The following is a 24794-nucleotide window of genomic DNA, read 5'->3' as shown; positions in this document are numbered from 1 at the left end:
AACGCCTCTCGATCGCGCTGAAACTTCCGTCATTCTTCGCATTCGCGAGACGCTCTGTCGAGGGAGGAAGTCGGTGCTTCACGTCACCGTTTGACGGCGCGGCGGACGCTGTACACCAGAATCGCAAGGCAGCCCAGCAGCAACAGCAGACCGCCGATCAGCGGCGGCAGGGCGAGAAGCTTGACCGCGCCGGCGACGACGATCACCAGGATCAGCGAAAAAGCCGCAAGACTGCCGTCGTCGATGAACATGCCGATAAGTTCGGACATGGCGATGCGGATAATGTTCATTGGACTGCCCTTGCTGTGGATTTGCCGACGGAGCCGCGCAGGCTACGGACGATGGCGAAGGACGCCAGGGCGACGATTGCGAAGATGGCGATAAGCGCAAGATCGGCGCCCGGCCAATCCGCGCCGATGCCTTCACCGGTCCAGAAGATGCCGAAGCTGGTGAGCATCAGCCCGACCACGAATTTGAGCATGTTTTCCGGCACCGTAGCGAGCGGGCGATGCACCAGCAGGCCGATCAGCATCACCAGGATGAAGGCGGCGAGGGCGCCGAGACCGGCATACAGCGTCAGGCCATGGGCACCACCGACGGCGATGACGATGAAGACCACCTCCACGCCTTCCAGCAGCACCGCCTTGAACGAAGCAAGGCCGGCGAGATAGTCGGCGCGGCGGTCCTCGGATTGTTGCCGGAGCGCGGCCGTTTCCTTGGAGAAGGCTGCTTCTTCGTCGTGCAGAGCAATAACGCCGAGCGAACGCAGAATGGCTTTTCGCAGCCAGCGCATGCCGAACAGGATCAGGAGAACGCCGACGACGAATTGCAGCGTGGTGATCGGCACCAGCGCCAGCAGCGGTCCGAAGATGAGGACGAGGGCGGCGAGCACCGCGAGCGCGAGAGCGGCACCCGTCAGTGCGGGGCGCCAGCTTCGCGTGACCCCCACGGCAAGGACGATGGTGAAGGCTTCCACGACCTCGACGAAGGAGCCGAGAAAGGACGCCGTTATGGTGGAAAGGATGGGTGTGAGACCGTTCATGCAATGAATCCTGGATGACGGATACCTATTGATTTGCCTGATCTTATCGGAAAGCTGCTCGAATTTTTGGGTAAGATCATCCCGAAAGCCGTGTTCATGATCACGTTTCGGTGCTTCACGCGCAGATATGTAACAAAGTCCGCATCAAGGCCGTATATTTGCGGGACGGTGATCGTCCCTTTTACGGGAGTCCAATAATGTTGAACAGACGACTTTTCCTCATCGCCGCCGGTCTCGGGGCGCTTGCGGCTCGATTCGGTTTGACATCGCGGCCGGCGGTTGCCGCTGGCAAATTTCCGGTTACCCACACCGACGAAGAATGGCACAAGCTGCTGACGTCGGACCAATATGCCGTGCTGCGCGAGGAGGGGACGGAATATCCTTTCTCCAGCCCGCTCCTGCATGAGGAGCGCAAGGGCAACTTCGCCTGTGCCGGCTGCCAGCAGGATGTTTTCTCATCGAGCACGAAGTTCGATAGCGGGACCGGCTGGCCGAGCTTTTGGGCGCCGATCGACGGCGCAGTCGGTACCACAGAGGACCATTCCTTCGGAATGGCGCGCACGGCGGTGCATTGTAGCCGCTGCGGCGGCCATCTCGGCCACGTCTTTCCCGACGGACCGAAGCCCACAGGTCTACGCTACTGCATGAACGGCGTCGCCATGACGTTTCATGCGGTTTCGGCCTGATAGCCTAAAGTGGAGCCTTTGGCTGAAAAGGTCGGCTCTCAGGCGCTGTCGCCTATCGCCGCCCGTACCGCGGGGATAACTTTCTGACCATAGAGTTCGATGCAGCGCATCAGCTTGCGGTGGCTGAGCGTCCCAGCGCTGTATTTCAACTGGAAGCGGCTGATGCCCAGCGTCTTGATGACAGGCGCGAGCTTGGCGGCGACCGTTTCGGGCGAGCCGACATAGAGCGAGCCGCTTTCGATCTCGCTGTCGAATTCGTTGCGCGTCATCGGCGGCCAGCCACGCTCGCGGCCGATACGATCGCGCATCGCCTTGTAGCTCGGCCAGAGTTCTTCGCGGGCCTGATCGTCCGTATCGGCGATATAGCCTGGCGAATGGATGCCGATAGGCTGAACCGTTCCGCCCAATTGCGCGAATGCTCTGTGATAGAGATCGATATAGGGCTGAAAACGATAGGGACTGCCGCCGATGATCGCCAGCATCAGCGGCAGATTATACTGCGCGGCGCGGACGACCGAAGCCGGGCTGCCGCCAACGCCGATCCATGTTTTTAGGCGACCGTTCTCGATCGTCGGGAAAACGCGTTGATTGCTGAGCGGCGGGCGGGTCGTGCCCTTCCAGGTGACCGGTTCATTGGAAAGCAGGGCAGTGAAAAGATCGAGCTTTTCTTCAAACAGCTTTTCATACTGCGACAGTTCGAAACCGAAGAGCGGGAAGGATTCCGTGAACGAACCGCGGCCGAGGATCACCTCGGCCCGTCCGCTCGAAGCCGCATCCAGGCTGGAAAAGCGCTGAAAGACGCGGATGGGCTCATCGGAGCTTAGAACCGTCACCGCCGAGCCGAGGCGGATCCGCGACGTGCGGCCGGCAATCGCGGCAAGCACCGTTTCCGGTGAGGAGATCGCGAAATCCTGACGATGGTGCTCGCCGATGCCGAAGAAATCGATCCCGAGCTGGTCCGCGAGTACGCCTTCCTCGATCACATTGCGGATGACCTGCGCGTGGGATTCCAGAGTGCCGCTTTCGTCTTGGGTTACGTCGCCGAAAGTATCGAGCCCGAATTCGACAGTGTTTGCCGTCATGATGTTTCCGTCGCCTATCGCAATTGCGTCGTGGGCATTTACCCGCGTTCCCACCCGCGAACCATCCGCAAAGTTTCGGCGGTTTCCTTCGAAGAATTCGATATTGTCGTGATGGCAGCAGGAGTAGCGCTCCAAATGCCGGGACCGTTGCGTTTGGCGGAGCCACCGTCGATAGTGTCCCTGGCACCCGATCGTCGGAGGAAGAGGCGCATGTCAGAACTGAAGAAAATCAATCTCACGAAGGCCTTTGCGGGGTTCGACGAGCCCTGGATCCCGCATATTGGCGGCGACATCAACGACTTTCAGATCAAACTCGTCAAACTCGAAGGCGCCTTTCATTGGCACCATCACGAAGAGGAGGACGAGTTGTTCCTTGTTGTCAAAGGCACGCTTCGCATGAAGCTGCGCGAGGAGAACGGCGGTGATATTATCCTCGGCCCCGGGGAATACATCATCGTGCCGCACGGCGTCGAACACTGCCCGACCGCTGAGCCGACATGTGAGGTCTTGCTACTGGAGAGGAATACGACGCTCAACACTGGCAATGTGGAGAACGAGCGCACGGTGCATCAGCCGGCGCGGCTTTGAACGATGTGGGACGAATTGCGGCTTCGGTTTAGCGAGACCGCAATTCGGATTCTAGGCTCACAGCCATCAATTCAATTGGGCCAGCTTGTTCGGCGGACGACGGCATCCGGCGAAGACATCCAGGCTGGGGTCGTAGACCTTCGTCGCGATATCCATCAGGCCGAGGACGCTGTGAAAGATGTTGTCGTGAGAATGGGTGCCGTCAGCCGCATGGTTTGCCACGCACGTCATGTCATAGCCGCCCGTCTTCGCCAGATCGTCAGCCAGCCAGACCAGGAACGGCACGTGGGTCTGTTGCGCAGGTGCTATGATGTAGGGTGTGCCGTGCAGGTAAATGCCGTTCTCGCCAAGCGACTCGCCGTGATCGGAGAAGTACACGACTGCGCCGGACAGCGAGTTTGAGCGCTGCTTCAACTTATCGATCACCGCCGAAACGATATGATCGGTGTAAAGGATCGTATTGTCATAGGCGTTGGTGATTTCCGCCGGCGTGCAACTGCCGAAATCATTGGCGCGGCAGTCGGGCGTGAAGCGGCGGAACTCTTCAGGATAGCGCTGGTAGTAGGCGGGGCCGTGGCTGCCGAGCTGGTGCAACACGAGGACGCTGTCTCCTTTGACATGGTCCAGCCAGTTGTCGACCTTGTCCACGAGGATCGCATCCAGGCATTCGCCATCCTTGCAGAAGCGGGGATCGGCCGACGTCGGCAGATAGGTGTAGGGAACGCGGTCGGTGACGTGATAGCTGCCCGTATCATTGTCCAGCCAGGAGACATCAACCTTGGCATGGGTCAGTACGTCGAGCAGGTTCTGTGTCTCGAGGCCCTTCAGGTGGGTATATTGCTCCCGCGTATAGACCGAAAACAGGCAAGGGATCGAGGTTGCCGTCGCCGTCCCGCAACTGCTGGTGTTGGGGAAATAGACGACATTCTGTTTCGCCAGCTCCGGATTGGTCATTTTGCCATAGCCGCCGAGCGAAAAGTTTTGGGCACGCGCGGTTTCGCCGGCGACGATGATCGTCACCCGCGGCTTGCCGTTGTCCGTCGCGCCCACCCTATGGGCATCCGTCCCCAGCGGCTGTGCGACAATGCTTGAATCCTTTCGCGAGTTGATGGCGTACCGCACGGCGCTGGTGATCGGCATGACTGGATTGAGCATATCCACGAGATCGGGGTGCGCACGGCCGACACCGGCGAACGTCTTGTAGAAGCTGGTGCCGACAACCACGAAAACGGCGAGGCAGGAGAGGATGACAGCGGTATTATAGGCAAGCTTCTTGAGAATGGGACGATGCGAAATGCGTACCCATGCAATCACCAGAGAGGGTAAAACGCCCGTCAGTAGCACATGCGTTGCGAAGCGCAGCGTAATCAGATGACCGGCCTCGGCGCCCGTCGATACCGCGGCGTTGCGGATCATCTCCTTGTCGATGATGACCCCGAACTGATCGTTGAACCAGGAGGAAACCGCCGCCACGAGAACAAAGAAAATCAGGACCGGCTTCGTGACGTATTTGGCGGAGAAAAACGTGAAGAGCGCCATGATGGCCGCGGCGATGCCAATGGCGAAGGCGGCAAAGGCCGTGGGTTCCGCAATAAAATAACCGTAAGCCTTGGTCCAAAACGTCTGGTTTGTCACGAGAAGGATATAAATGGTGGTTAAAAGGCAAAGAGTGACACTGCCAATTGCTGGCCGGACGCCCTGTCGGCCAGGCTTAGTGTTTTTGTCGTTCAATGTTTTTCTCCAAGGCGTTTCCGGCAAAGCGAGTCGGGAAACCGTAGATCGCAGCGCATAGGACGCGACTTTGACTATTTTAAAGCGCGGGAACCTGCCCGCCGTTGCTGACATTTACCTGAATGACGTCCGTTTGTGCACTACTGATTGATGATCACTGCCTCTTATCCGCTCTTTTCGGCTTGGGGGCAGGTGAATTTCAGGTCGCCGTCAGAAATCCCGATCATAGCTTCATTTCTTGAACAAGGGAGAAGTCGTGCGGATTTTGCTGGTCGAAGACAATGCCACCATTGGCAATGCGGTGCAGGATCATTTGCTTGCCGAGGGCTGGACAATCGATTGGTCGACGGACCTTCGGTCCGCGATGACGGCGGTTGCGGCCGGAGCTTATGGTATTGTTCTCCTTGACCTTCGCCTGCCGGACGGCAGTGGCCTGGAACTGTTGAAATATATGGGAAAGAAGGCCGATTCGACGCCCGTCATCATCATGTCGGCTTATGATCAGCTCTCGGACCAAATGACCGGAATGAGCATTGGCGCGGTCGATTATCTCATAAAGCCGTTCGGGCTTGGCGAGCTCACTGCTCGCATCCGCAGAGCAACGACATCTTCAGGTGCCGGAAAAATCGGAAATCGCCGATCGCACGTTCTTCCGAAAGCCGGATGAACGGTGCAGCCAACAATGCTGCCCTCAAGGCTGCTGCGGTCTGGGGCTGAAGATCTCGAAAACGGTCAGCATGGCTGTGAACATGACCAGCGACAAAAGCCAGCCCAGGACTGCATCGGACAGGTAGTGGGCGCCGGTCAGAACACGCATCGTCGGCATCATGACTGATATGATGGCAAGCGGCGCTCCAAGAGGAAGGCGCCAGCGCGGCGGCAGCAGCAGGACGAGACAGAGAAGCCATCCGGCCGATGACGCCTCTCCGGAAACGAAGGAACAATTCCTCAGGCATTTGCCCGCAAACGAGCCCGCCTGAACGAAATCCAGCGCTCCGCCGAAGAGATCGGTATCGCGCGGGCGGGGCCGGCCGGAAAACGCTTTCAGGAACAGGTTGACGATGAGGCCGCAGCCGAGGGCTAGCGACAACAGCGCCGCCATGCATTGATCGATTTTCGGCGTGCGCCAGTTAGGCCCGAGTTTCCTCCATGAGATGAAGGGGATCGCGAGCAGAACCGCCAACGCGACATAGGGTAAAGCCAGCGTGATGGAACGCAGGATAACGAAGAGCCGATCCCTGTCATAGGCAAACCTGCCGCAGACATCGTCGGCCGAATCAGTCCACGGGCAAGGCGCATTCGTAAAGACGCTGCGGGCGACAGAAAGATCGATCTCAGGAAATCTGTTGAAGAGAAGGAGGAGCAAACACCAAAGTGCAGACAGTGCGAGGAAGAGGGCAAGCGGCTTGCCGAACGATGCCGTACGTTTGGGGTAAGCAGCATAATCATCATACATCAGGAAAGGCCGTTTTCCGTCATCGCATAAAGGAATAGGGCGAGATTCAGCTCTCGCGAAACGCGCTAACGATCTTCGCCCAGCTTTCCCTACGGTAGAAGCCTGACAGCAGCCTGAAACATCAGATGCCCTAGGAAGTGCGGTTCGTCTTCTCGACGGGCAGCATTGTTATCTTGCTTTGCGCGCCGTCACTCGCCGGTCTGGAAATAGGCTTCGAGACGATAGCCGTCGGGATCGATGATAAAGGCTGCGTAGTAGAATTGGCTGTAGTCAGGCCGGATGCCTGGCTTACCGTTGTCCTCGCCGCCATTGGCAAGCGCGGCGGCGTAGAAGGCATCAACAGCCGCCTGGCTCGATGCGACGAAGCAGAAGTGCAGGCCGGAGCCGCGATCCGCCGGAACGGGGCGCTCTACCTCCATGACCCAGAACTGCGCCCGTTCAGCGCCATATCCGACCGTGCCGTCGAAATTGGACAGCCGCTCATAGCCGAGCGGTGCCAGCGCCGCATCATAGAATTGCCGGGCCCTTTCCAGGCTTTTGACACCAATCGAGACGTGATCGAACATAAAATGCAATCTCCCACTGTCCGCTTCCGCGGCTTGATGCCTGCCAAGGCTGAGGATGCATGACTCCATCAAAATCCAATGGCTTCGGCTTTGGTGCCAACCATCTTTCAACGATCGTGCGAAGTCAATGAAGAGTGTCGGGCGCTTGTTTCGATGCATTGGGCATGTTGCCTGCATGCGAGCGGACTTGATAGTGTGTGCTCACGGCCCGGGGGAAGCCTCGCGGGGGCATCCGATCGATCCCCTTCGCCGTTGAATCGAATTGGCATCTCGGCCGCGAATTTTTTTTCAAATCGTCTGTCGATTTCCAAAGCATTGCTTCGTCGTCGTATTGAGCGAGACAATTCTGCGGCAATGGCGCCGGCGGCTCAGCTCGAAAGGAATGGTCAAATGCGTTTCATGTCCATCATCATTTCCGCCCAAATCGGCATGCCGACGCCGGAACTCATGGAAGCCATGGGTAAGCTCGCCGATCGCGAGATCAAGGCCGGCCGCATGATCGATACCGCCGGACTCATGCCGATGGAAACCGGAGCCCGCGTCAGCATCAAAGACGGAAAGCTCGTCATCGTCGACGGCCCGTTCGTCGAGGCCAAGGAGGTGGTCGGCGGCTATGCGATCTTCGAGTTTCAGAACAAGGAGGAGGCCCTGGCGCTGACAGTCGAATTCATGCAGCTCCACATCGATCACATGCCGGGCTGGGAAGGCACCTGCGAGGTTCGGCCATTCTTCACGCCGGATATGGGGAACGTATGCAGACCGCACTCGGCCGCGGTCGCTTGAGGCGAACAGCCGAAAGAAGGGACGGGCGGCCGTGACGGCCGCCGACGCCCATCGCACGATCCTGGCCGTCTGGCGGATCGAGCAGCCCAGGCTGATCACCAGCCTGGCAAGGATGCTGCGCGACGTCCCGTTGGCCGAGGACCTCACTCAAGAGGCGTTGTTGGCCGCGCTGGAGCGGTGGCCGGAGACGGGTGTTCCGGAAAGACCCGGTGCATGGCTGATGGCGACCGCCAAGCGGCGGGCGCTGGATCACCTGCGCCGCCGCCAGATGCTCGAGCGCAAGCATGAGATAATCGCCCTGGAGATGGATGAGGAGCAGCAGGCCATGCCCGATTTAGACGCTGCCCTCGACGATGACATAGGCGACGAACTGCTCCGTCTGGTCTTCACCGCCTGCCATCCACTGATATCGCGGGAAGCCCGCGTCGCATTGGCGCTGCGGATGATTTGTGGTTTGACGACAGAGGAGATCGCCAGAGCTTTTCTGCTGCCGGAGGCGACGATTGCCCAGCGCATCGTCCGCGCCAAACGAACTCTTTCGGAATCAGGGCTGGGTTATGAGACACCCTGCGGCGAGGAACTCGCGCAGCGGCTCGCTTCCGTATTGGAGGTCGTCTATCTGATTTTCAACGAGGGCTACACGGCAGCACGTGGCGAGGATTGGCTGCGGCCGCAGCTCTGCAATGAAGCGTTGCGCATGGGCCGTATCCTAACCTCCATCGCGCCGAACGAACCGGAAGCGCATGCGCTGTTGGCGCTAATGGAACTGAATGCCTCACGCACCGCGGCGCGTACGGACGCAGCCGGCAAGCCGATACTTCTGCTGGAACAGAACCGCGCCCTTTGGGATCAGCTACAAATCCGGCGCGGATTGCGGGCGCTTGCGCGGGTGCGTGACCTCGGCGGCGCGCGCGGCGCTTACGCGCTGCAGGCGGCAATCGTTGCCTGCCATGCGGAAGCTCGAACGGCCGAGGCGACCGATTGGTCGCGCATTGCCGGGCTTTATGGGGAGCTGGCGGCGCTTATGCCTTCGCCGGTCATCGAACTCAATCGCGCCGTCGCGGTGGGCATGGCTGAAGGGCCGGAGGCGGGGCTGGCGATCGTGGATCAGCTTGCAGGCGAGCCGGCGCTCCGAGGATATCACCTGCTGCCAAGCGTTCGCGGCGATCTGCTCCAGAAACTCGCCCGCTACGGGGAGGCGAAATCCGCTTTCGAGGCGGCCGCCGCACTTGCCGGAAACCAGCGGGAGCGCGACCTGTTGATGCGGCGTGCGGCCGAGGCGGCGTCGCTGTCGTCGTAGCGGTTCAGGACAATCGAAGCTGTGCTGATCATAAATACCCGCACCCAAAGCGGTGCGGGTACCTGCAATGCTAACTATTCCGCCGCATGATAGGCATCCGAGCGCGATGCCGATGTTCTCGGTCCCACGGCGGCCAGCAATGTCACCGCGGTCGCCAGTATCGCGACGAAGGCGGTGCCGGCGATATAGGGATTCCAGCCGAAGCTCGGGGCCGCGCCGAAGATCGCCGATGCGGCTGCGAGCACGATGCCGCCGCCGATCTGGAAAGAAGCGAACAGCAGCCCGGAAGCAAGGCCCGACTTATCGTCTTCGACATCGGACAGTGCCGCCACCTGCACCGACGGATAGGTCATGGCATAGCCGACGCCCAGCAATGTCTGAGAGACCGCGACGAGCAGGATCGGATTGATGTTTCCGACCGAGAGAACCCAGAAGACATAGCTGATGGCCTGCAGCCCGACGCCAAGCGTCATCAGGCCGGTCGTGCCGCGACTTTGTCCGATCGCGGCAAATCGTGGGGCGAGGAACATCACGCAGACGCCGCCGAAGGCGAAGGAAAAGCCGGTGGCGAAGGCCGACCAGCCGACGACGTTCTGGTAGTAGAGCGTCGCGATGAACTGGAAGCCGACATAGACGCCCTGGAACAAAGCGGCGACAGCGTTGGCATGGCTGAGCTTTGCCCGTCGGAAGATGGCGAGCGGCACCATCGGATCCCTATGCCGGGCTTCGACCAGCAGGAAGAGCAGGATGAGGACCAGGGCAGCGACCAATGCTCCCCAGGTGGGAAATGCCTGCCAGCCGGCGGCCGCGGCATTGGTGATACCGAAGACGAACAGCAGCAATCCGGGTGTGATCGTCAGCGCGCCGGCCCAGTCGAAATGAGGCCGCGGCCCGGTTCGCCGATGGTCGGCAGGCAGGACGAATGGCGCAAGCACCAGCGCGAGAATGGCCACCGGCGCGCCCATGACCAGCGTCGCCCGCCAGCTAATGATGGTTGCGGCGCCGCCAAGCACCATGCCGAGCACAAATCCTGCAGCGCCGGTCGAGGAGAACACGCCGAGCGCCTTGGCGCGGGCGCTTCCTTCTCCGAACACGGACAGCAGCAGAGCGAGTGCCGCCGGCGCGGTGAAGGCTGCGGCAATGCCTTTGATCAGACGCGCGGCAATCAAGGTCGGCGCGCTGTCGACGAAGCCGCCGGCGATGCTGGCGGCGGCGAAGACGCCGAGCGACCAGAGAAAGACTCGGCGATGGCCGAAAAGATCGGCGACGCGGCCGCCGAGCAGCAGAAAGCCGCCATAGCCGAGCACATAGGCGCTGACGGCCCATTGCAGCGAAGTTGCCTGGATGCCGAGTTCTGTCTGGATTGCGGGCAGGGCCACGCCGATGGTGGAGACATCCATGGCGTCCAGGAAGTTGGCGGCGCAAAGCAGCAGCAATGCCAGCCCGGCTCCACTTCGTGATTTGGAATAAGTCATCGGAATCGTTCCTTCCTATGCTGCCGCCTCTCGGGAGGTTGGCGGGCGGCAGGGAACGAGAAAATGTACAGCTTCTAACTCTATTGCAAATTGATAGTAACTATGTCAGGTATTACTGGCGATGATGAATGATGCTACGCTCCGAAAAATCGATCTCAATCTGCTGCTCGCCTTTTCCGTGCTCATGCAGGAACGGAATGTGAGCCGCGCTGCCGAGCGCCTGTTGCTCGGTCAGCCGGGCCTGTCGGCTGCGCTACGCCGATTGCGCGAAACGCTGGATGACGAATTGTTCGTGCGCGTCGGGCGCGGTTTGCAACCGACGCCGCGCGCTCTTGCCATCGCTCCGGCGATAGAGGATGCCCTTTCGGGCATCGAGCGCGCCATCCGTCCGCCGACCGCCTTCGACCCGGCAAGCTGGGCGGGCGAGTTCCGCGTCGGCATGTGCGACAATCTCGAATCGGCTTTTTTTGGCCCGCTGGTGGCGCGATTGCGGTTGATGGCGCCAGGCGCGCGTTTGATCGGCGTGGCTTTCGACAAGCGCGACGCCGGACGTCTGCTGGACGAGGGCGCCTATGATTTCAGCGTCTCGGTGCATGACGATCCGGCATCCTGGCATATCCGCGCGCCATTGTTCGACCAAGCATCGGTCTGCATCTACGACCCGGTGCAAATAGGACTGACCGCACCGCTCGGCTTCAAGGATTTTGCCGCCGCTGCTCACGTCACCGTGTCCTTTGAAGGCAATACCTCCAGCAATGTCGATATTGCTCTCGCCCGCACCGGCCATCGCCGTCAGGTGGTGGCGACCGTTCCGCGCTTTTCGGCCCTGCCGACGGTTTTGCGGGCAATGCCGGCCATCGCCACGATCCCGGAATCGATTGCCCGCTGTATGGCCCAGCTTCATGGCCTGACCGTTTGCGAGCCGCCGCTCGATCTGCCGCCCGAGCCGGTGACGATGCTCTACCGTCGTGTCGACCGGACGGACAGCCGAGCGGTCTGGTTCCGCCGGCTGTTCGTGGAAATCGTCGCAGAGGCATTGGAAGCATCCGGGTGCCGTATGGGCGTTTCCAACGCTGCTTGCTGCTTCGACCAGGTTTCTTTGGCTGAGGCGGTGTGAAGTTTGGAGGGGACTCCTACGCCATCGCCTTTGGTTCGACGAACGAAACGCTTGCTATTGCGCACGCCCGTGGAGGCGGATCTCGATTTCGTGACGATGCTTTTTGCTCTGCCGGAGCTCGTCGCGCACCGGCCCGATCCGATGCCGGATACACCGGAAGCAAGTGCCCGACGACTCTCTCATGACATGGATCATTGGTATAACCACGGATTTGGTCGCTGGGCCGTCGAGGTAAACGGCCGGCTGATCGGGTTCGGTGGCGTGACGGTGTCGAAGGAATTCGAGGGTCTCAACCTGTCCTATCACCTGCATCCGGATAGTTGGGGACAGGGCTACGCGAGCGAATTGGTGGCAGAGAGTTTATCGTTTGCGTTCAATGGCTTACATGCAGAGCGGGTGATCGGCCTCGTCCGCTCGGCCAATATCGCTTCCAGACGTGTCCTCGAAAAATCCGGCTTCACCTTCGAGCGTGAAGTCATGCTGCACGGTGCGCCGACCAATCCCTTTGCGCTCACGGCCTACGGCCAAATGGTGTAACCGCCAAATGGCTGTCATCCCCGCCCATATGGGCGTAGACGAATTGCAGGCTCTTCTTTTTGCTCTTCCCACTCCACAATGGAGGTCGACATTCGCGCCACGCGTGAGAGTGCAAAGGGGAGACCGCGATGACGGAAACTCGTCTGACAGGGGAAGACGTGCCCAATGCGAGCAGTGGGCTAAATGTGCTCTCCGGTGTTGGTGCAGGACATCTGGCACTGGTTCCCACATGGATGCCGTTGGATCTTGCATCGAACCAGAACGTCAATTCCGCAGGAAGCGGCGGCGATGGAATCGCGATCGGCCTTATCAGCAGCAATCCCCTTGCTATCTTCACCCCCTCCAATACCGCGATAGCCGGCCCTCATTCGACAGCAGACGCCTTTCAGGGCAATGGTGCGCTTATCAATCAACACTCTACCGAAATGGCTGGCCTAGGCGGCGATGGCGGCAGTGGCAATGTCGCGCTCGGCGGTATCGGCAGCACCTCGGTCAACCATGCCGGAACTGGCGGCAATGGCCTGTTTTTCGGCGGTATCGTCAGCTCCGATGTTGCCGTCTTCGCGCCGGTCAATACCGCCGTCGCTGGCGGTGAGGGATCCGTCGCGCATTCGGAACAGACGAACAACGCAGCATTTCTGCAAGGTGCAACCCAAATCGGTGGCGTCGGCGGCTCGGGCGGCGACCATAATCTGGCTGCCGGCGGGGGGGTGGAGAGCGGCGGTTCAAACGCCGGAAATACACTCATTTTCAACGGTGACAACTATGCGGGCCATGGTGGCGATGGCCACTTCATCGGCAGCATGATCGATGTGAACGTTGCCATTTTTTCGCCCATCAACATCGCGATCGGCGCTGCGGGCGGTTCGGCGGAAGCCCACCAGACGAACGATGTGATTTTTGACCAGGGCGGTATCCAGATGGCGGGTATCGGCGGCAACGGCGGTGGTTTCAACTTGTCGTCGGATACAATCTTCACCGGAAACAGTATGGGCGGCGGTGGCGGATCGGGGTCCGCCAACGGTAGTTTCGTCGACGTCAGCCTCGGGTATTTCCATCCAATCAACATTGCCGTTCCGGCCGGCGGCACAGCCGACGCCCAGCAGATCGATCATGTCCTCACCGATCAGCATACGCTGCAACTGGCGGGCATTGGCGGGCATGGCGGTGAAGGCAACCTAACGGATGCCCATTCGGCTCTTGTCGACGACATCCTCAATTTCATGCATAGCTAGATCGGACGAGCCTTTCAGAGACTGCTTATCTTTTGTTTTTTGTAGTTGCGGACGGAAAAGCCGCTCAGCACTTTTCTTGAAATTGCGTCAGAAGCGCGTGTTCGCAGGAACATGCGCAGATCATTTCAATTCCGCGTTCCAACTCGCAACGGAAGTGTGCGCAGAGAGCATCGGCTCAACCCTGTGCCTGCGGTCTCTTCGGTATAACCATTTGGGGATACATCCTCTTTTCCGGCCCATACCCACCCAAAGGGACGTCTCCGAATATCCGGCTGGTTCGCCGGTTGAATTGCGAGCACTGTCTGCAAGCGGTTTTCTTGCCTGGTAACGACGTACCGGCATCGGGCCGTGGGAGACTTTCGGACCGAATAGGAGAGGAGCTACACTATGCCTATTCCACAGATAACTGATACGATCAATCTCACCGATCCGTCTGCAGGCAACGCAAATGCCGGCAATGGCGGCGATGGATACGGCAATGGTAATATCCATTATGATCCCAGTGCCTATGTCAATAACTACCAGGACGTCTACGGCGCCTCAACTGATCTCCATAATGGCGATCATGTTCACCAGACGGCTGACTGGGATGCCGGCGGCGGCGGAGCTGGCGGATTTGCCCAAGCTTTTGACAACGCGTTTTCCGGGCTCACCAGCACCGGTGGAGCTGGCGGGAGCGCCACTTCGAACGGTAGCCAAGGCTCTGTGAGCGGCGGCGACGTAGCAGCGGTTTCTGCAGCCACGACAGCCACGCAAGACGCTACGTCGTTGATCGACCAGCATGCCACTATTGTGTCCGGCGCCGGCGGTAATGGCGGTAACGGCAACCTGGCCGAAGGCGGCAGCATCTCGACTGCATTGGTTCATACGGACACGCTCAGCACGGCCGTATCGAATGCGTTCGATCATTTCGACAATTCTTTTGGCACTATCGACGTGCACCACCTCGGTACGTGATCGATTTATGCCAACCGGCCCGAGAATTCGGGTCCTGAGGATCGCAGGTTCCGGCCAGCGATCCTCGTATTTATGACAGTTCGACCAAGCATTCGCCTTGTCATAATCCGGAGCCGCGAGATCTGATGACTCCAACAAATCTTGCACAACCCCAGCGCCAGCAAACTCAACTGGTCATGGCCCTTCGGGCTTGCGCCGGAGCCTTCGGTTTGGTCTTTCTCTATAGCAGCGGCTATAATCTCTTTCTTCTCGCCCCTTCCATCTATCTCTTGCAGATATACGACCGGGTGATGTCGAGCCGCAGCGTCGATACTCTGGTGATGCTGACGCTCATCATCGCCGTTGCGGTGGTGGTCGGCTCGACCCTTGATATCGTGCGCAGGGCAGCGCTTTCGCGCATCGGCAGTTGGCTGGACCATCGTTTGCGCCCGGACGTCCTGAGCGCTTCGTTCGAATATGCGTCTCGTGCGGACTCCAGTGTGGCGGCCGATTGTTACCGCGACCTTGCATCGCTGCGCCAGTTTCTCGATTCACCGGCAAGCGCGCTTCTTTTCGATATTCCTTGGTCGCCGATATTCCTGCTGCTGCTCTTTCTCGTCCATCCCCTGCTGGGCGCGATCGGCCTACTCAGCGCAATCGCTCTCCTGTCGCTTGCTCTCCTGACGGAACTGGCGACGCAGCAGCCGATCGCACAGGCAAATCTATCGCTGTCGCGGAGCTATGTGCGGCTTGCAACAGCCCTTCGATATATTCAGGTGATCCGCGCCATGGGAATGCAGGACGGTGCAGCGCAGATCGTCTACCGCGATGCCGAGAGGGCGAGAAAAGCCCAGGACACCGCGATGCATCGCACCGAGATCATTCTGGGGTTCTCGAAATCCATCAGGACTTTAACTCAGATTCTGGTCATGGGAGCAGCCACCTGGCTGGTGCTCGCGGATAACAGCAGCCCCGGTATCATCTTTGTCTCAAGCCTGTTGCTCGGCCGCGGTCTCGCGCCGGTCGAGGGCGCGATCGGCGCATGGCGCTCATTTGCATTTGCGCGCAATTCCTTCAATCGTCTCAACAAGATGCTGATCCTTGTGTCAACGCAGGAGGATCCCCGGACAATCCCCGTTCCCGATCCCAGCGGCCTTATCCTGGATAATGTCGGCTACGCCCCGCCATTTGCCGATCGACCCATATTGAAAGGCGTCACGCTGCACCTGCTGCCGGGTGACTGCGTTGCGCTCATCGGCCCGTCGGGGTCCGGCAAGTCGACGCTCGGCCGGATCATGGCCGGCGTCCTGCACCCGACGAGCGGATGCACGCTTCTGGGCGGCGTCGAGATTTCCGCGCTGCGCCTCTGCGGCGACACGCGTCATGTCGGCTATCTGCCGCAGGATATCGAACTTTTCGGCGGAGCCATCAAGGACGTCATCGGGCGCCTAGATGGCGCCGATCCCATCAGGGCCATCGAAGCCGCAAAGCTTGTCGGACTGCACGAAACGATCATGCGGCTGCCGCAGGGCTACGAGACCGATATCGGTGAGGGTGGAAACTTGTTGCTGCGCGCTCAGCGGCAGCAGCTCGGATTGGCGCGCGCCGCTTACGGAAACCCCTCGCTCGTGGTGCTCGACGACCCGAATTCCAGTCTGGACTACGAAGGCGAGCGCATTTTGTACAACGCGATCGAACGCATGAGATCCAGGCGAATGATCGTGGTCATCATTACCCATCGGATGGGAGTTCTACCGATCACCAACAAGATCGCGATTATGCGCAATGGCATGGTCAACGCGTTTGGAGAGAGCGAGCACATATACGACACCTACCTTCGCCCGCCATCGCCGACGCAGACCCTGGAAGGAAAGGCGGCACTATGACAACCATCCTTCCTTCCGGCACTTCGGCAAAATTCATCAGCGCGTCAAACCCGAGCAGTCGGTCCGCGCAGCGATTGGAGGCTGCCAAGAAGTTTCTCAGCTATGCCCCGGCCCTTGATGTGGATTTCACGAGGCTGGCGCCGCCGTCGCCGATGCCGGTACTCCGGTCGGTGAAGCGGACGGGCAATTTGCTGATTTTCGTGTTCATTCTGGGTTTCGGGATATGGTCGCTGCTGGCTCCGCTGAAGAGCGCGGCGGTGGCATCCGGCGTCGTGGAACCGGAGTTCAGCCGCAAGACCATCCAGCATCTGGAGGGTGGAATCATACGACAGATTCTCGTCAAGAATGGCGACGCCGTCACTTCGGGGCAGGTGCTCATCCAACTCGACGATACGAAGTCCCGGTCGGAGCGCGACAGCGTGCAAGGGCAGCTCTGGGATGCCGAAGGCATGCACGCCCGCCTGCTCGCCGAACAGAGCGGCACCGATCAGATCAGCTTTCCATCGGACCTCGTAGCGTTGATGAACGACACGCCGTCGGTTAGAGCCATCATGGTGGGGCAGCAAAGGATATTCGAGACCCGCCGCCAGGTAATGCAGTCCGAGATAGGGATCACGCAGGAGAAGATGAGGCAGGTCCAGCAGGAGATCATCGGCCTCGGCGCGCAGAAGGCATCTCTCGCCGACAGGGCTGAAATCTCACGGCAGGAGATGGAGTCTGCTGCCAGCCTCGTTTCCAAGGGGGCGGAGAGGAAGAGCAGAATTTTCAACCTCGGGCGCGAGAAGGCCGACATTGACGGTCAGTCCGGCGAGGTGGACGCCCAGATATCGCGCGCCTATCAGGTGATCAGCGAGGCCCAGGCCAATCTGGTGAAACTGCAGAGCGATCGTCTGAATGAAGTCGCTCAGGGTCTGCGCGATGCGGAAAATCAGATCCTGCAGTTAAGCGAACGTTTGCGGGCGATCGACGATCAGCTTGCCAGAACCGAAGTCCGGGCGCCTGAGGACGGCGTGATCATGGACCTGCGCTTTCATACGGCAGGCGGCGTGATCGGGGCGGGCGAACCGCTTCTCGATCTGGTGCCGCGCGAAGCCCATCTGGTAATATCGGCCCACGTGCGGCCGGAGGATATTAATTTGGTGCGACAGGGGTTGGAAGCACAAGTTCATCTTCTACCTTATAATCAGCGGCGGGTTCCGCTGCTGAAAGGTATCGTGGACTATGTCTCGGCGGATCGCCTTGTCGATAAGCAGACCGGTCAGGCCTACTATGCAGCGACGATCCGTGTGACAGACGAACGATTGGCGAAGATGCACGATGTCGCGATGGTTCCGGGCATGCCCGCCCAAACATTGATCGAAACGGGCAAGAGCAGTGTCGCATTTTATGCAATCAGACCGCTTCTGGATAGCTTCAACAGAGCGTTTCGTGAGGATTGAAGTGAATTCCGGAGCAGAAGACTCGGAAATGCGACGCGAATATGGATTGGTTCTCCCACCATTCCTTCCTGGCGCCTCTGAATTTCTAGCATGTCGCCGTCGAAGGGACGCAGTGATGGGTAAGCGAAAATTCAATGATGACAGGATCATGGACATTCTGAAGGAGCATCAGGGTGGCATGACCGTGACGGACGTGTGTAGCAAATACGGAATCAGCGAGCCGACCTTCTATCGGTGGCAATCCCTGCAGCTCAAGAATGTCGGCTTCGACGTCAAAAGGCTGAAGGCTTTGGAGGAGGAGAACCGCAAGCTCAAGAAGCTATTGGCTGAAACCATGCTGGCAGCGGCAACGTTAAGCGAAATGCTTGAAAAGACATCCAAGGAAAGCGCTTAGTTCGATGCCGCCGCATCATGTCCGTTGGTTAACCTGTAACCTAGACGGGCGACGACTTCGGTCCGGTTCTGGACCTGCAGCTTGCGCATGATGTGCTGCACGTGCATTTTCACCGTGTGGCCTGACAGGTTGAGTTTTCCCGCAATGACTTTGTTGGAACAGCCGCGCTGCAGTTCGGCAAGCACATCCGCTTCGCGCGGCGTGAAGTCGGCAAAATCGGGACTATGCGCTCGCGCCTCTATCATCCTGTGACCATCGTCCTGAGAGTCCGCATGCCTGGCGGAACCGTTCGTCAGCGTGTCCAGAGGCTGCGGGCAGAATATACCGCCTGCGAGAACGAGCCGCAGCCCGGCAAGGGCGATCTCTATCGGAATGGAGGTGGTGAAAAAGCCACGAATGCCCATTTTCAGCACCTGAGACGCGATCGAAGCGTTATCCGTGCTCGACAGAAGCGCGATCGGCGCTTCGGAAAAGCGTTCCGCGATCGCCGTGAGATCGTCAAGCAGATCGGCGCTTTCAACGCTCCTGCCCTCCAAACCCAAAGCAACCAGACGCACATCCATTCCAAGAGCCCTATCAAGACTCTCAGTAGAGACCATATCAACAAACTCCCAGCCGACGAGTTCGTGCTCGAGAAGTTTAACGATGGTCGTACGGGCCAGTGTATGATGGTCTATGATGATGACCGTCGGCGCATTGCGTCCGATCCGGCGTTTCGTTCGTGAACTGATGGACACGTGTCGCCCCCCAAGGATAAATGCGTTCCATCTCGTGCCGAATATTATACCGGTTGTTGTGTCATGTCATGATAAAATGGGGATTAATCCGCCTGCAACGCCGTGTGACGCAATATAAGCATCTACTAATCACAACTAAAAAGCGCAATTCTGTGGGTCCATTAATTTATAGGGGGCCGCTCGCAAAGCCGTTCCAGATGCTGTTGTACCGGGTATCGGCGGCTCAAAGGCCTGGACGCAATCGCGCAACAATGTCCGCCGCCGTTTAAACTGCAGACGCTAATCCTTGAAAAATAAGGAGTATTAGGATCGCTCAGCGAAATCCTGGCAAGCGGAGGACCCGGGCAGCGGTAAGGTCACCAATCTCCTATTGCCTGTCCCACCCGAATGCCGATGTGGCGGGAGCTATAATTCAATCGCCAGACGGAAGGTTATGGGAGCTAGCTATCTTGTTGCTGTTACCGCGATATCGCGTCCGGCCGAAGTGGGTTGTGCAACGCAATGTAAGATCCGCACCTGTCCTATCAACAAACTTGCTAGACTTTGATCGGCATCCAATCATTTTATGGGGTCGGCGTTCTGAAAATTCTTACCCTCGATGCCCAGCGTCGGAAGATTGATTTCTTATGAGAGCAGCGAAGGACCGTGTTTGGCCAATAGCTTACGGTCCGTCCGAAGCAAGCAGCCATTGGGGAGCCGCAGGCTGGGTAGGGCCGCCGCTGACTCTCATATCGCGCTTTCCTGTCAGTCGCTCAGGTAAGACGTGTCCCATTATTATCAAAGGGCCATTTCCATCCGCTGATTTCCGGCATGTCCTCGCCATGCTGGCGGACGTAACGATGATGCTCTTCGAGTTTGTCGCGGAAGAGCTTGACCGTATCGGTCCGCTTTTCCTTCAATCCCGGCACCCGCTCGATCGCTTCGATGGCGAGGTGGTAGCGGTCGAGTTCGTTGAGAACGGTCATGTCGAACGGTGTCGTCGTCGTCCCTTCCTCGATGAAGCCGCGGACATGGATGTTGCCGTGATTGGTTCGCCGATAGGTGAGGCGATGGATCAGATAGGGATAGCCGTGATAGGCGAAGATGACAGGCCGATCCGGCGTGAACAGCTCGTCAAAGACCGCATCGGTCAGGCCGTGCGGATGCTGCTCGTTGGATTGCAGCGCCATCAGGTCGACGACGTTGACGACGCGGATCGACAGTTCCGCAATGTTCTGGCGGAGAAGATCGACGGCGGCAAGCGTCTCCATGGTCGGCACGTCGCCGGCGCAGGCCATGACGACATCGGGCTCGACAGCGCTCTGTTCGTTGCTCGCCCAATGCCAGATACCGATGCCGGCCTCGCAATGTCTAGCGGCTTCATCCATTGAGAGCCACTGCAGTTCCGGCTGCTTGCCGGCGACGATGACGTTGATGCGGTCATAGGTCTTGAGGCAATGGTCACCGGTCCACAGCAGCGTGTTGGCATCCGGTGGCAAATAGATGCGCACGATGTCCGCCTTCTTATTGGCGACGAGATCGACGAAGCCCGGGTCCTGATGGCTGAAGCCGTTATGATCCTGCCGCCAGACATGCGATGTCAGCAGGTAGTTCAGCGAGGAAACTGGTTTGCGCCACGGCAGTTCGCGCGACACCTTCAGCCACTTGGCATGCTGATTGAACATCGAATCGACGATATGGATGAAAGCTTCGTAGCAGGAAAACAGGCCGTGCCGGCCGGTGAGCAGATAACCTTCCAGCCAGCCCTGGCACAGATGCTCGCTCAAGACCTCCATCACCCGGCCGTCACGGGCAAGACCGACGTCATAGGGCTTGATTTCTTCCATCCAGACACGGTTGGTCACTTCGAAGACGCTGCCGAGGCGATTGGATTCCGTTTCGTCGGGGCCGAAGATGCGGAAATTGGCCTTGTCGGCATTGAGGGTCAGGATATCGCGCAGATAATGGCCGAAGACTTCCGTCGATTGCGCCACCGTTCTGCCGCGCTCGTTGACCATAACCGCGTAATCGCCGATCGCCGGTGTTGTGAGTTCGCTGCGCAGAAGGCCGCCATTGGCATGGGGATTGGCGCCCATGCGCCGTTTGCCTGCCGGTGCCAGCGCACGCAGCTCATCCTTCAGACGTCCGTCTATATCGAAGAGATCCTGCGGGTCGTAGCTTCGCATCCAATCTTCGAGGATTTTCCGATGGCCGGCATCCGCGCGGCAATTGGAGACCGGCACCTGATGCGCCCGCCAGAAGCCTTCGACCTTTTTGCCATCGACCTCTTTGGGACCCGTCCAGCCCTTCGGGCTTCTGAACACGATCATCGGCCAGCGGGGGCAGACGTTGCCGGCCGCGCCATGGCGGGCGTCCTGTTGAATGGCGCGGATGCGATCGAAAGCCTGTTCGAAGGTCGCGGCCATGGCTTGATGCATCTGGTGTGGGTCGGAACCTTCGACGAAGAATGGCTCATAGCCATAGCCGGTGAAGAGCTGGCGGATATCCTCATCGCCGGCGCGGCCGAGAAGGGTCGGGTTGGCGATCTTGTAGCCGTTCAGATGCAGGATCGGCAGCACGGCGCCGTCGCGGGCCGGGTTGAGGAATTTGTTGGAATGCCAGCTTGCCGCCAGCGGGCCGGTTTCGGCCTCGCCGTCGCCGACGACGCAGGCGGCGATCAGATCGGGATTGTCGAAGACCGCGCCATAGGCGTGGACGAGGGCATAACCGAGTTCGCCACCCTCATGGATCGAGCCGGGCGTCTCCGGCGCTGCATGGCTCGGAATGCCGCCGGGAAAGGAAAACTGACGGAATAGTTTGCGCATGCCGTCCGTGTCCGAGGAGATATTCGGATAGATTTCGCTGTAGGTGCCCTCGAGATAGGTGTTGGCGACCATGCCGGGTCCGCCGTGGCCGGGGCCACAGATATAGATGATATCGAGATCGCGATTGCGGATGATGCGATTGAGGTGGGCATAGATGAAATTGAGGCCGGGGGTCGTGCCCCAGTGGCCGAGCAGGCGCGGCTTGATATGCTCCGCCTTCAGCGGCTCGCGCAGCAGCGGATTGTCGAGAAGATAGATCTGGCCGACCGAGAGGTAGTTGGCGGCTCGCCAATAGCGGTCGATAAGGCCGAGTTCGGCGGTGTCAAGCACGGTGGTGGAGGGGGTGGTTACCTGCTCTTTCATGGGAGGGCTCCAATTCAATGCGGTTGAATGCGAAACTATCGCCGATAGAGCGGGTGCTTATGATCTCGATCACTCGCCCGCAAAAATCGACAGGGCCTCGTCGGCAATGATCTGCTCTTCGTCTGTCGGAATGACGAAAGCTGTAACCGAACTTGATGATGTACTGATGATAAGCGCGTTGGTGGCGTTCGCGTCCTTGTCGATATCAAGGCCCAGCCACTGCAGGCGCTCGCCAATCGCTACACGAATTTCCGGCTGATGCTCGCCAATACCGGCGGTGAAGACGAGGCCGTCCAGGCCGCCGAGCGTTGCCGCCATCCGCCCGACCTCGCCGGCGATGCGCAGACAAAATAGATCGATCGCCTCTCGCGCCTCCGGCTTGGGGCTTTTCAAGAGGTCGCGCGTGTCGGCGCCGATGCCGGAGACGCCGAGCAGACCGGACTTGTGGTAGAGCATGTCTTCCATGTCCTTCAGCGTCGCGCCTTGCGGCCCGAGAAGATGCAGCAGCACGCCGGGATCGAGACTGCCGCAGCGTGTCGCCATGGGAATGCCGTCCAGCGTCGAGTATCCCATGCTGCAATCCCGGCTTTCGCCCTTCTCCATGGCACAGAGGCTGGCGCCGCTACCGAGATGGGCGACGATGACCTTGCCGGCAGCGGCCTTGGGCGCCCGCCGCCGCAGTTCGGCGGCGATGAAGGCATAGGAAAGACCGTGAAAACCGTAGCGTTTGATCCCCTGATCGTGCAGCGCGCGCGGAAGGGCGAAGCGGCGAACGAGATCGCTCTGGGTTGTGTGGAAGGCGGTGTCGAAGGAGGCCGTCTGCGCAAGCGCCGGCCGCAAATGCCTGACGGCGCGGATCAGACGCAGCGCCTGTGGCTGGTGCAGCGGTGCAAGCACGGTAAGGTCCTCGATCTCGCGGATACGGTCTTCATCGAGGCGCACCGGGCCGGTGAAGATATCGCCGCCATGCACGACGCGATGCCCGACGGTGTTTACCGCCGACATGTCGAAATGCTCGCCGAGAATGCCGAAGGTTCCGTCCACGACCTCATGCAACTGCTCGTCCGCATCCGTCTGGAGAGTACGATCGAAGGCCGCCGGACCCTCCGTCAAATGGAAGGTGAAGGGTTGGCGACGGAAATCGATCAAGCCCTTGCCGATGCGACGGGCTTTGCCTGCCTGCACCTCGAACACACCGATTTTGACCGTCGAGGAGCCGGCATTGAAAGTCAGAAGCAGGTTTCCGTTCGTCATGGGCCGGCCTCGTCAGGAGAGTGGGAGACGTGAATTCGCCACTATGTGCAAAGCGAAGACTGGAGCGGCATCAAATTGCAGGATCACCGCGGCAAAAGGCAACTCGGCTGCCGTTTGTTCCATTGTAACCGAACCGCCAGGAGAGGCGCGACGAAAGTCGCCCTTGGCGCACTCTAAAGATTGACTTTACACCACCTGCAGCGGGGCGTGCTACGCCCGCAGCGATGTCGAACCTTCCATCTGGCCGATCTCATGCAGATGCGCTTCCAGCGCCAGCCGGTCGATTGATGCAAGCGGCAGGTTTACCAGGAGCATGATCCGATTTTTCAGGTAGCGAGCGGCCTGCGCAAAGGCGCGGCCTTTGTCGACTTCGGAGCCTTCGACGGTGGAGGGATCTTCGATGCCCCAATGCGCCGATGCGGGATGGCCGGGCCATATCGGGCAGACTTCCCCTGCCGCGTCGTCACAGACGGTAATGATGAAATCCATCTGCGGCGCCCCCGGCTCGGCAAAGACATCCCAGCGTTTCGAGCTGAAGCCGGAGCAGGGATAGCCGAGGGCATCCAGGGTCCTGATCGCCCAGGGATTTATCGTGCCCTTCGGATAGCTGCCCGCCGAAAAGGCACGGAAGCGGCCCTTGCCTTCGGCGTTCAAGATCGATTCGGCAAGGATGGAACGGGCGGAATTGCCCGTGCAGAGGAACAGAACATTATAGACGCGATCATCGCTCATTGCGCTTTCTCCCCCAATTCCCCGTGTTAAGCAGGTGACGGTCACAGCATCCGATGCGTCCGGATGGCCTCCACCGCGCGCCAACAGTCGGAAGCATCGCCATGGCAACTATACACTATAAGGCGTGCATCACTCTTGCAGAAAGCGGCTGCGATCAGATGCCGGTATCCGATCGCAGCATGCCGACGCGAACGGCCAATCTTTCCCCAGGGCCATGAACCGCCGCAAACAGCAGGCCGGCGAGAAAGACGAAATGATCGACGAAGAAGCCGAATTCCGTTTGATTGCCGCTCCAGCGATTTGGCCCATGAAAGCTGAAGGCAAGGAAGATGACGTAGATGCCGGCAAGCAGCGCGGCTTCGGAGAAAAAGGCTCCCGTCAGCAGGCAGACCGCCAATGCGCTTTCGAAGAAGGCGGCGATCCAGGCCAGCAACAGCGGCAGCGGAAAACCGGCCGATGCGATATAGCCCGCCGTCGATTGCATGTCGGCGAATTTGAAGCTGGCCGCCATCACGAAGACGGCGCCGAAGATCAATCTGGCCAGGCAGATTGCGATTGTCTTACCCATGTCGATATCCTCCGTGTTTCGACTATCCGGCGATCCAGATTACGGTATCGCCGTTCTCACCCAAGGACGGAAGATAGGCCCTA

Annotated in this window: 24 protein-coding genes; 12 read left to right on the top strand and 12 right to left on the bottom strand. The window is 59.4% G+C overall.

Annotated features, from left to right (window positions below):
* Positions 1-83 precede the first annotated feature (83 nt).
* On the bottom strand, positions 84-290 hold the full coding sequence (locus K290_RS0110260; RefSeq protein ID WP_028751841.1) for a hypothetical protein: 207 nt from the start codon (positions 288-290) through the stop codon (positions 84-86).
* Positions 287-1042, bottom strand: a complete 756-nt coding sequence (locus K290_RS0110255) for a COG4280 domain-containing protein (RefSeq protein WP_028751840.1) — start codon at positions 1040-1042, stop codon at positions 287-289. The genes K290_RS0110260 and K290_RS0110255 overlap by 4 nt, the downstream gene beginning before the upstream one ends.
* 197 nt (positions 1043-1239) lie before the next feature.
* On the opposite strand from K290_RS0110255, the gene msrB reads away from it, so the two are divergent.
* Positions 1240-1728 carry a peptide-methionine (R)-S-oxide reductase MsrB gene (gene msrB / locus K290_RS0110250; RefSeq protein ID WP_028751839.1) on the top strand — a complete coding sequence of 163 codons (489 nt, stop codon included), beginning with the start codon at positions 1240-1242 and terminating at the stop codon, positions 1726-1728.
* 38 nt (positions 1729-1766) lie between these two features.
* On the opposite strand, the gene K290_RS0110245 is transcribed toward msrB, so the two are convergent.
* Entirely contained in the window at positions 1767-2810 is a 1044-nt protein-coding gene (locus K290_RS0110245) for an LLM class flavin-dependent oxidoreductase (protein WP_028751838.1), read from the bottom strand.
* A gap of 210 nt (positions 2811-3020) precedes the next feature.
* Between K290_RS0110245 and K290_RS0110240 the strand changes: the two genes are divergently transcribed.
* Entirely contained in the window at positions 3021-3398 is a 378-nt protein-coding gene (locus K290_RS0110240; protein ID WP_037135194.1) for a cupin domain-containing protein, read from the top strand.
* Positions 3399-3464: 66 nt separating this feature from the next.
* Here K290_RS0110240 and K290_RS0110235 read toward each other — a convergent pair whose 3' ends face one another.
* A complete protein-coding gene (locus tag K290_RS0110235; RefSeq protein WP_028751836.1) occupies positions 3465-5129 on the bottom strand; it encodes a phosphoethanolamine transferase in 1665 nt (554 codons plus the stop codon).
* A 256-nt stretch (positions 5130-5385) separates the two neighbouring features.
* On the opposite strand from K290_RS0110235, the gene K290_RS0110230 reads away from it, so the two are divergent.
* Positions 5386-5796 (top strand): response regulator, encoded by a 411-nt coding sequence (locus K290_RS0110230; protein WP_028751835.1) that lies wholly within the window; start codon positions 5386-5388, stop codon positions 5794-5796.
* A gap of 24 nt (positions 5797-5820) precedes the next feature.
* On the opposite strand, the gene K290_RS0110225 is transcribed toward K290_RS0110230, so the two are convergent.
* Together K290_RS0110225 and K290_RS0110220 are read right to left on the bottom strand one after the other, a co-directional pair.
* Positions 5821-6585 (bottom strand): phosphatase PAP2 family protein, encoded by a 765-nt coding sequence (locus tag K290_RS0110225; RefSeq protein ID WP_028751834.1) that lies wholly within the window; start codon positions 6583-6585, stop codon positions 5821-5823.
* Positions 6586-6773: 188 nt separating this feature from the next.
* Positions 6774-7151, bottom strand: a complete 378-nt coding sequence (locus tag K290_RS0110220; RefSeq protein WP_028751833.1) for a VOC family protein — start codon at positions 7149-7151, stop codon at positions 6774-6776.
* 390 nt (positions 7152-7541) lie between these two features.
* Here K290_RS0110220 and K290_RS0110215 point away from each other — a divergent pair, with 390 nt between their 5' ends.
* Positions 7542-7934, top strand: a complete 393-nt coding sequence (locus K290_RS0110215; RefSeq protein ID WP_028751832.1) for a YciI family protein — start codon at positions 7542-7544, stop codon at positions 7932-7934.
* 31 nt (positions 7935-7965) lie between these two features.
* The gene (locus K290_RS0110210) at positions 7966-9234 is read left to right on the top strand and encodes an RNA polymerase sigma factor (protein WP_028751831.1); all 1269 of its coding nucleotides are present in this window, start codon (positions 7966-7968) and stop codon (positions 9232-9234) included.
* Between the two features lie 74 nt (positions 9235-9308).
* On the opposite strand, the gene K290_RS0110205 is transcribed toward K290_RS0110210, so the two are convergent.
* Positions 9309-10709 carry an MFS transporter gene (locus tag K290_RS0110205; protein WP_028751830.1) on the bottom strand — a complete coding sequence of 467 codons (1401 nt, stop codon included), beginning with the start codon at positions 10707-10709 and terminating at the stop codon, positions 9309-9311.
* A 121-nt stretch (positions 10710-10830) separates the two neighbouring features.
* Between K290_RS0110205 and K290_RS0110200 the strand changes: the two genes are divergently transcribed.
* From K290_RS0110200 to K290_RS37700, 7 genes are all read left to right on the top strand, one after another.
* A complete protein-coding gene (locus K290_RS0110200) occupies positions 10831-11826 on the top strand; it encodes a LysR family transcriptional regulator (RefSeq protein WP_028751829.1) in 996 nt (331 codons plus the stop codon).
* Positions 11827-11856: 30 nt separating this feature from the next.
* The gene (locus K290_RS0110195; RefSeq protein WP_037135192.1) at positions 11857-12363 is read left to right on the top strand and encodes a GNAT family N-acetyltransferase; all 507 of its coding nucleotides are present in this window, start codon (positions 11857-11859) and stop codon (positions 12361-12363) included.
* A 128-nt stretch (positions 12364-12491) separates the two neighbouring features.
* Positions 12492-13598, top strand: coding sequence for a hypothetical protein (locus K290_RS0110190; protein WP_028751827.1), 1107 nt, complete (start codon positions 12492-12494; stop codon positions 13596-13598).
* A 387-nt stretch (positions 13599-13985) separates the two neighbouring features.
* Positions 13986-14555, top strand: a complete 570-nt coding sequence (locus K290_RS0110185) for a hypothetical protein (RefSeq protein WP_028751826.1) — start codon at positions 13986-13988, stop codon at positions 14553-14555.
* Between the two features lie 125 nt (positions 14556-14680).
* The gene (locus K290_RS0110180; RefSeq protein WP_028751825.1) at positions 14681-16420 is read left to right on the top strand and encodes a type I secretion system permease/ATPase; all 1740 of its coding nucleotides are present in this window, start codon (positions 14681-14683) and stop codon (positions 16418-16420) included.
* Positions 16417-17859 carry an HlyD family type I secretion periplasmic adaptor subunit gene (locus K290_RS0110175; protein ID WP_028751824.1) on the top strand — a complete coding sequence of 481 codons (1443 nt, stop codon included), beginning with the start codon at positions 16417-16419 and terminating at the stop codon, positions 17857-17859. Before K290_RS0110180 ends, K290_RS0110175 begins: the two co-directional genes overlap by 4 nt.
* 115 nt (positions 17860-17974) lie before the next feature.
* Positions 17975-18253, top strand: a complete 279-nt coding sequence (locus K290_RS37700) for a transposase (RefSeq protein WP_028751823.1) — start codon at positions 17975-17977, stop codon at positions 18251-18253.
* Here the strand turns inward: K290_RS37700 and K290_RS0110165 are convergent.
* From K290_RS0110165 to K290_RS0110145, 5 genes are all read right to left on the bottom strand, one after another.
* Positions 18250-18990 carry a LuxR C-terminal-related transcriptional regulator gene (locus K290_RS0110165; protein WP_028751822.1) on the bottom strand — a complete coding sequence of 247 codons (741 nt, stop codon included), beginning with the start codon at positions 18988-18990 and terminating at the stop codon, positions 18250-18252. The genes K290_RS37700 and K290_RS0110165 overlap by 4 nt on opposite strands.
* A gap of 752 nt (positions 18991-19742) precedes the next feature.
* Positions 19743-22157, bottom strand: a complete 2415-nt coding sequence (locus K290_RS0110160) for a phosphoketolase family protein (protein WP_028751821.1) — start codon at positions 22155-22157, stop codon at positions 19743-19745.
* A gap of 69 nt (positions 22158-22226) precedes the next feature.
* Positions 22227-23411, bottom strand: coding sequence for an acetate/propionate family kinase (locus K290_RS0110155; RefSeq protein ID WP_028751820.1), 1185 nt, complete (start codon positions 23409-23411; stop codon positions 22227-22229).
* A 210-nt stretch (positions 23412-23621) separates the two neighbouring features.
* The gene (locus tag K290_RS0110150) at positions 23622-24143 is read right to left on the bottom strand and encodes an arsenate reductase ArsC (protein ID WP_028751819.1); all 522 of its coding nucleotides are present in this window, start codon (positions 24141-24143) and stop codon (positions 23622-23624) included.
* 154 nt (positions 24144-24297) lie between these two features.
* On the bottom strand, positions 24298-24711 hold the full coding sequence (locus tag K290_RS0110145) for a DoxX family protein (protein WP_028751818.1): 414 nt from the start codon (positions 24709-24711) through the stop codon (positions 24298-24300).
* Positions 24712-24794: the final 83 nt, after the last annotated feature.

The sequence above is a fragment of the Rhizobium leucaenae USDA 9039 genome, assembly GCF_000426285.1.
Classification (GTDB): Bacteria; Pseudomonadota; Alphaproteobacteria; order Rhizobiales; family Rhizobiaceae; genus Rhizobium; species Rhizobium leucaenae.
The sequence above is the reverse complement of the archived record's forward strand: the minus strand, read 5'-3'. Positions and strand labels throughout refer to the sequence as shown.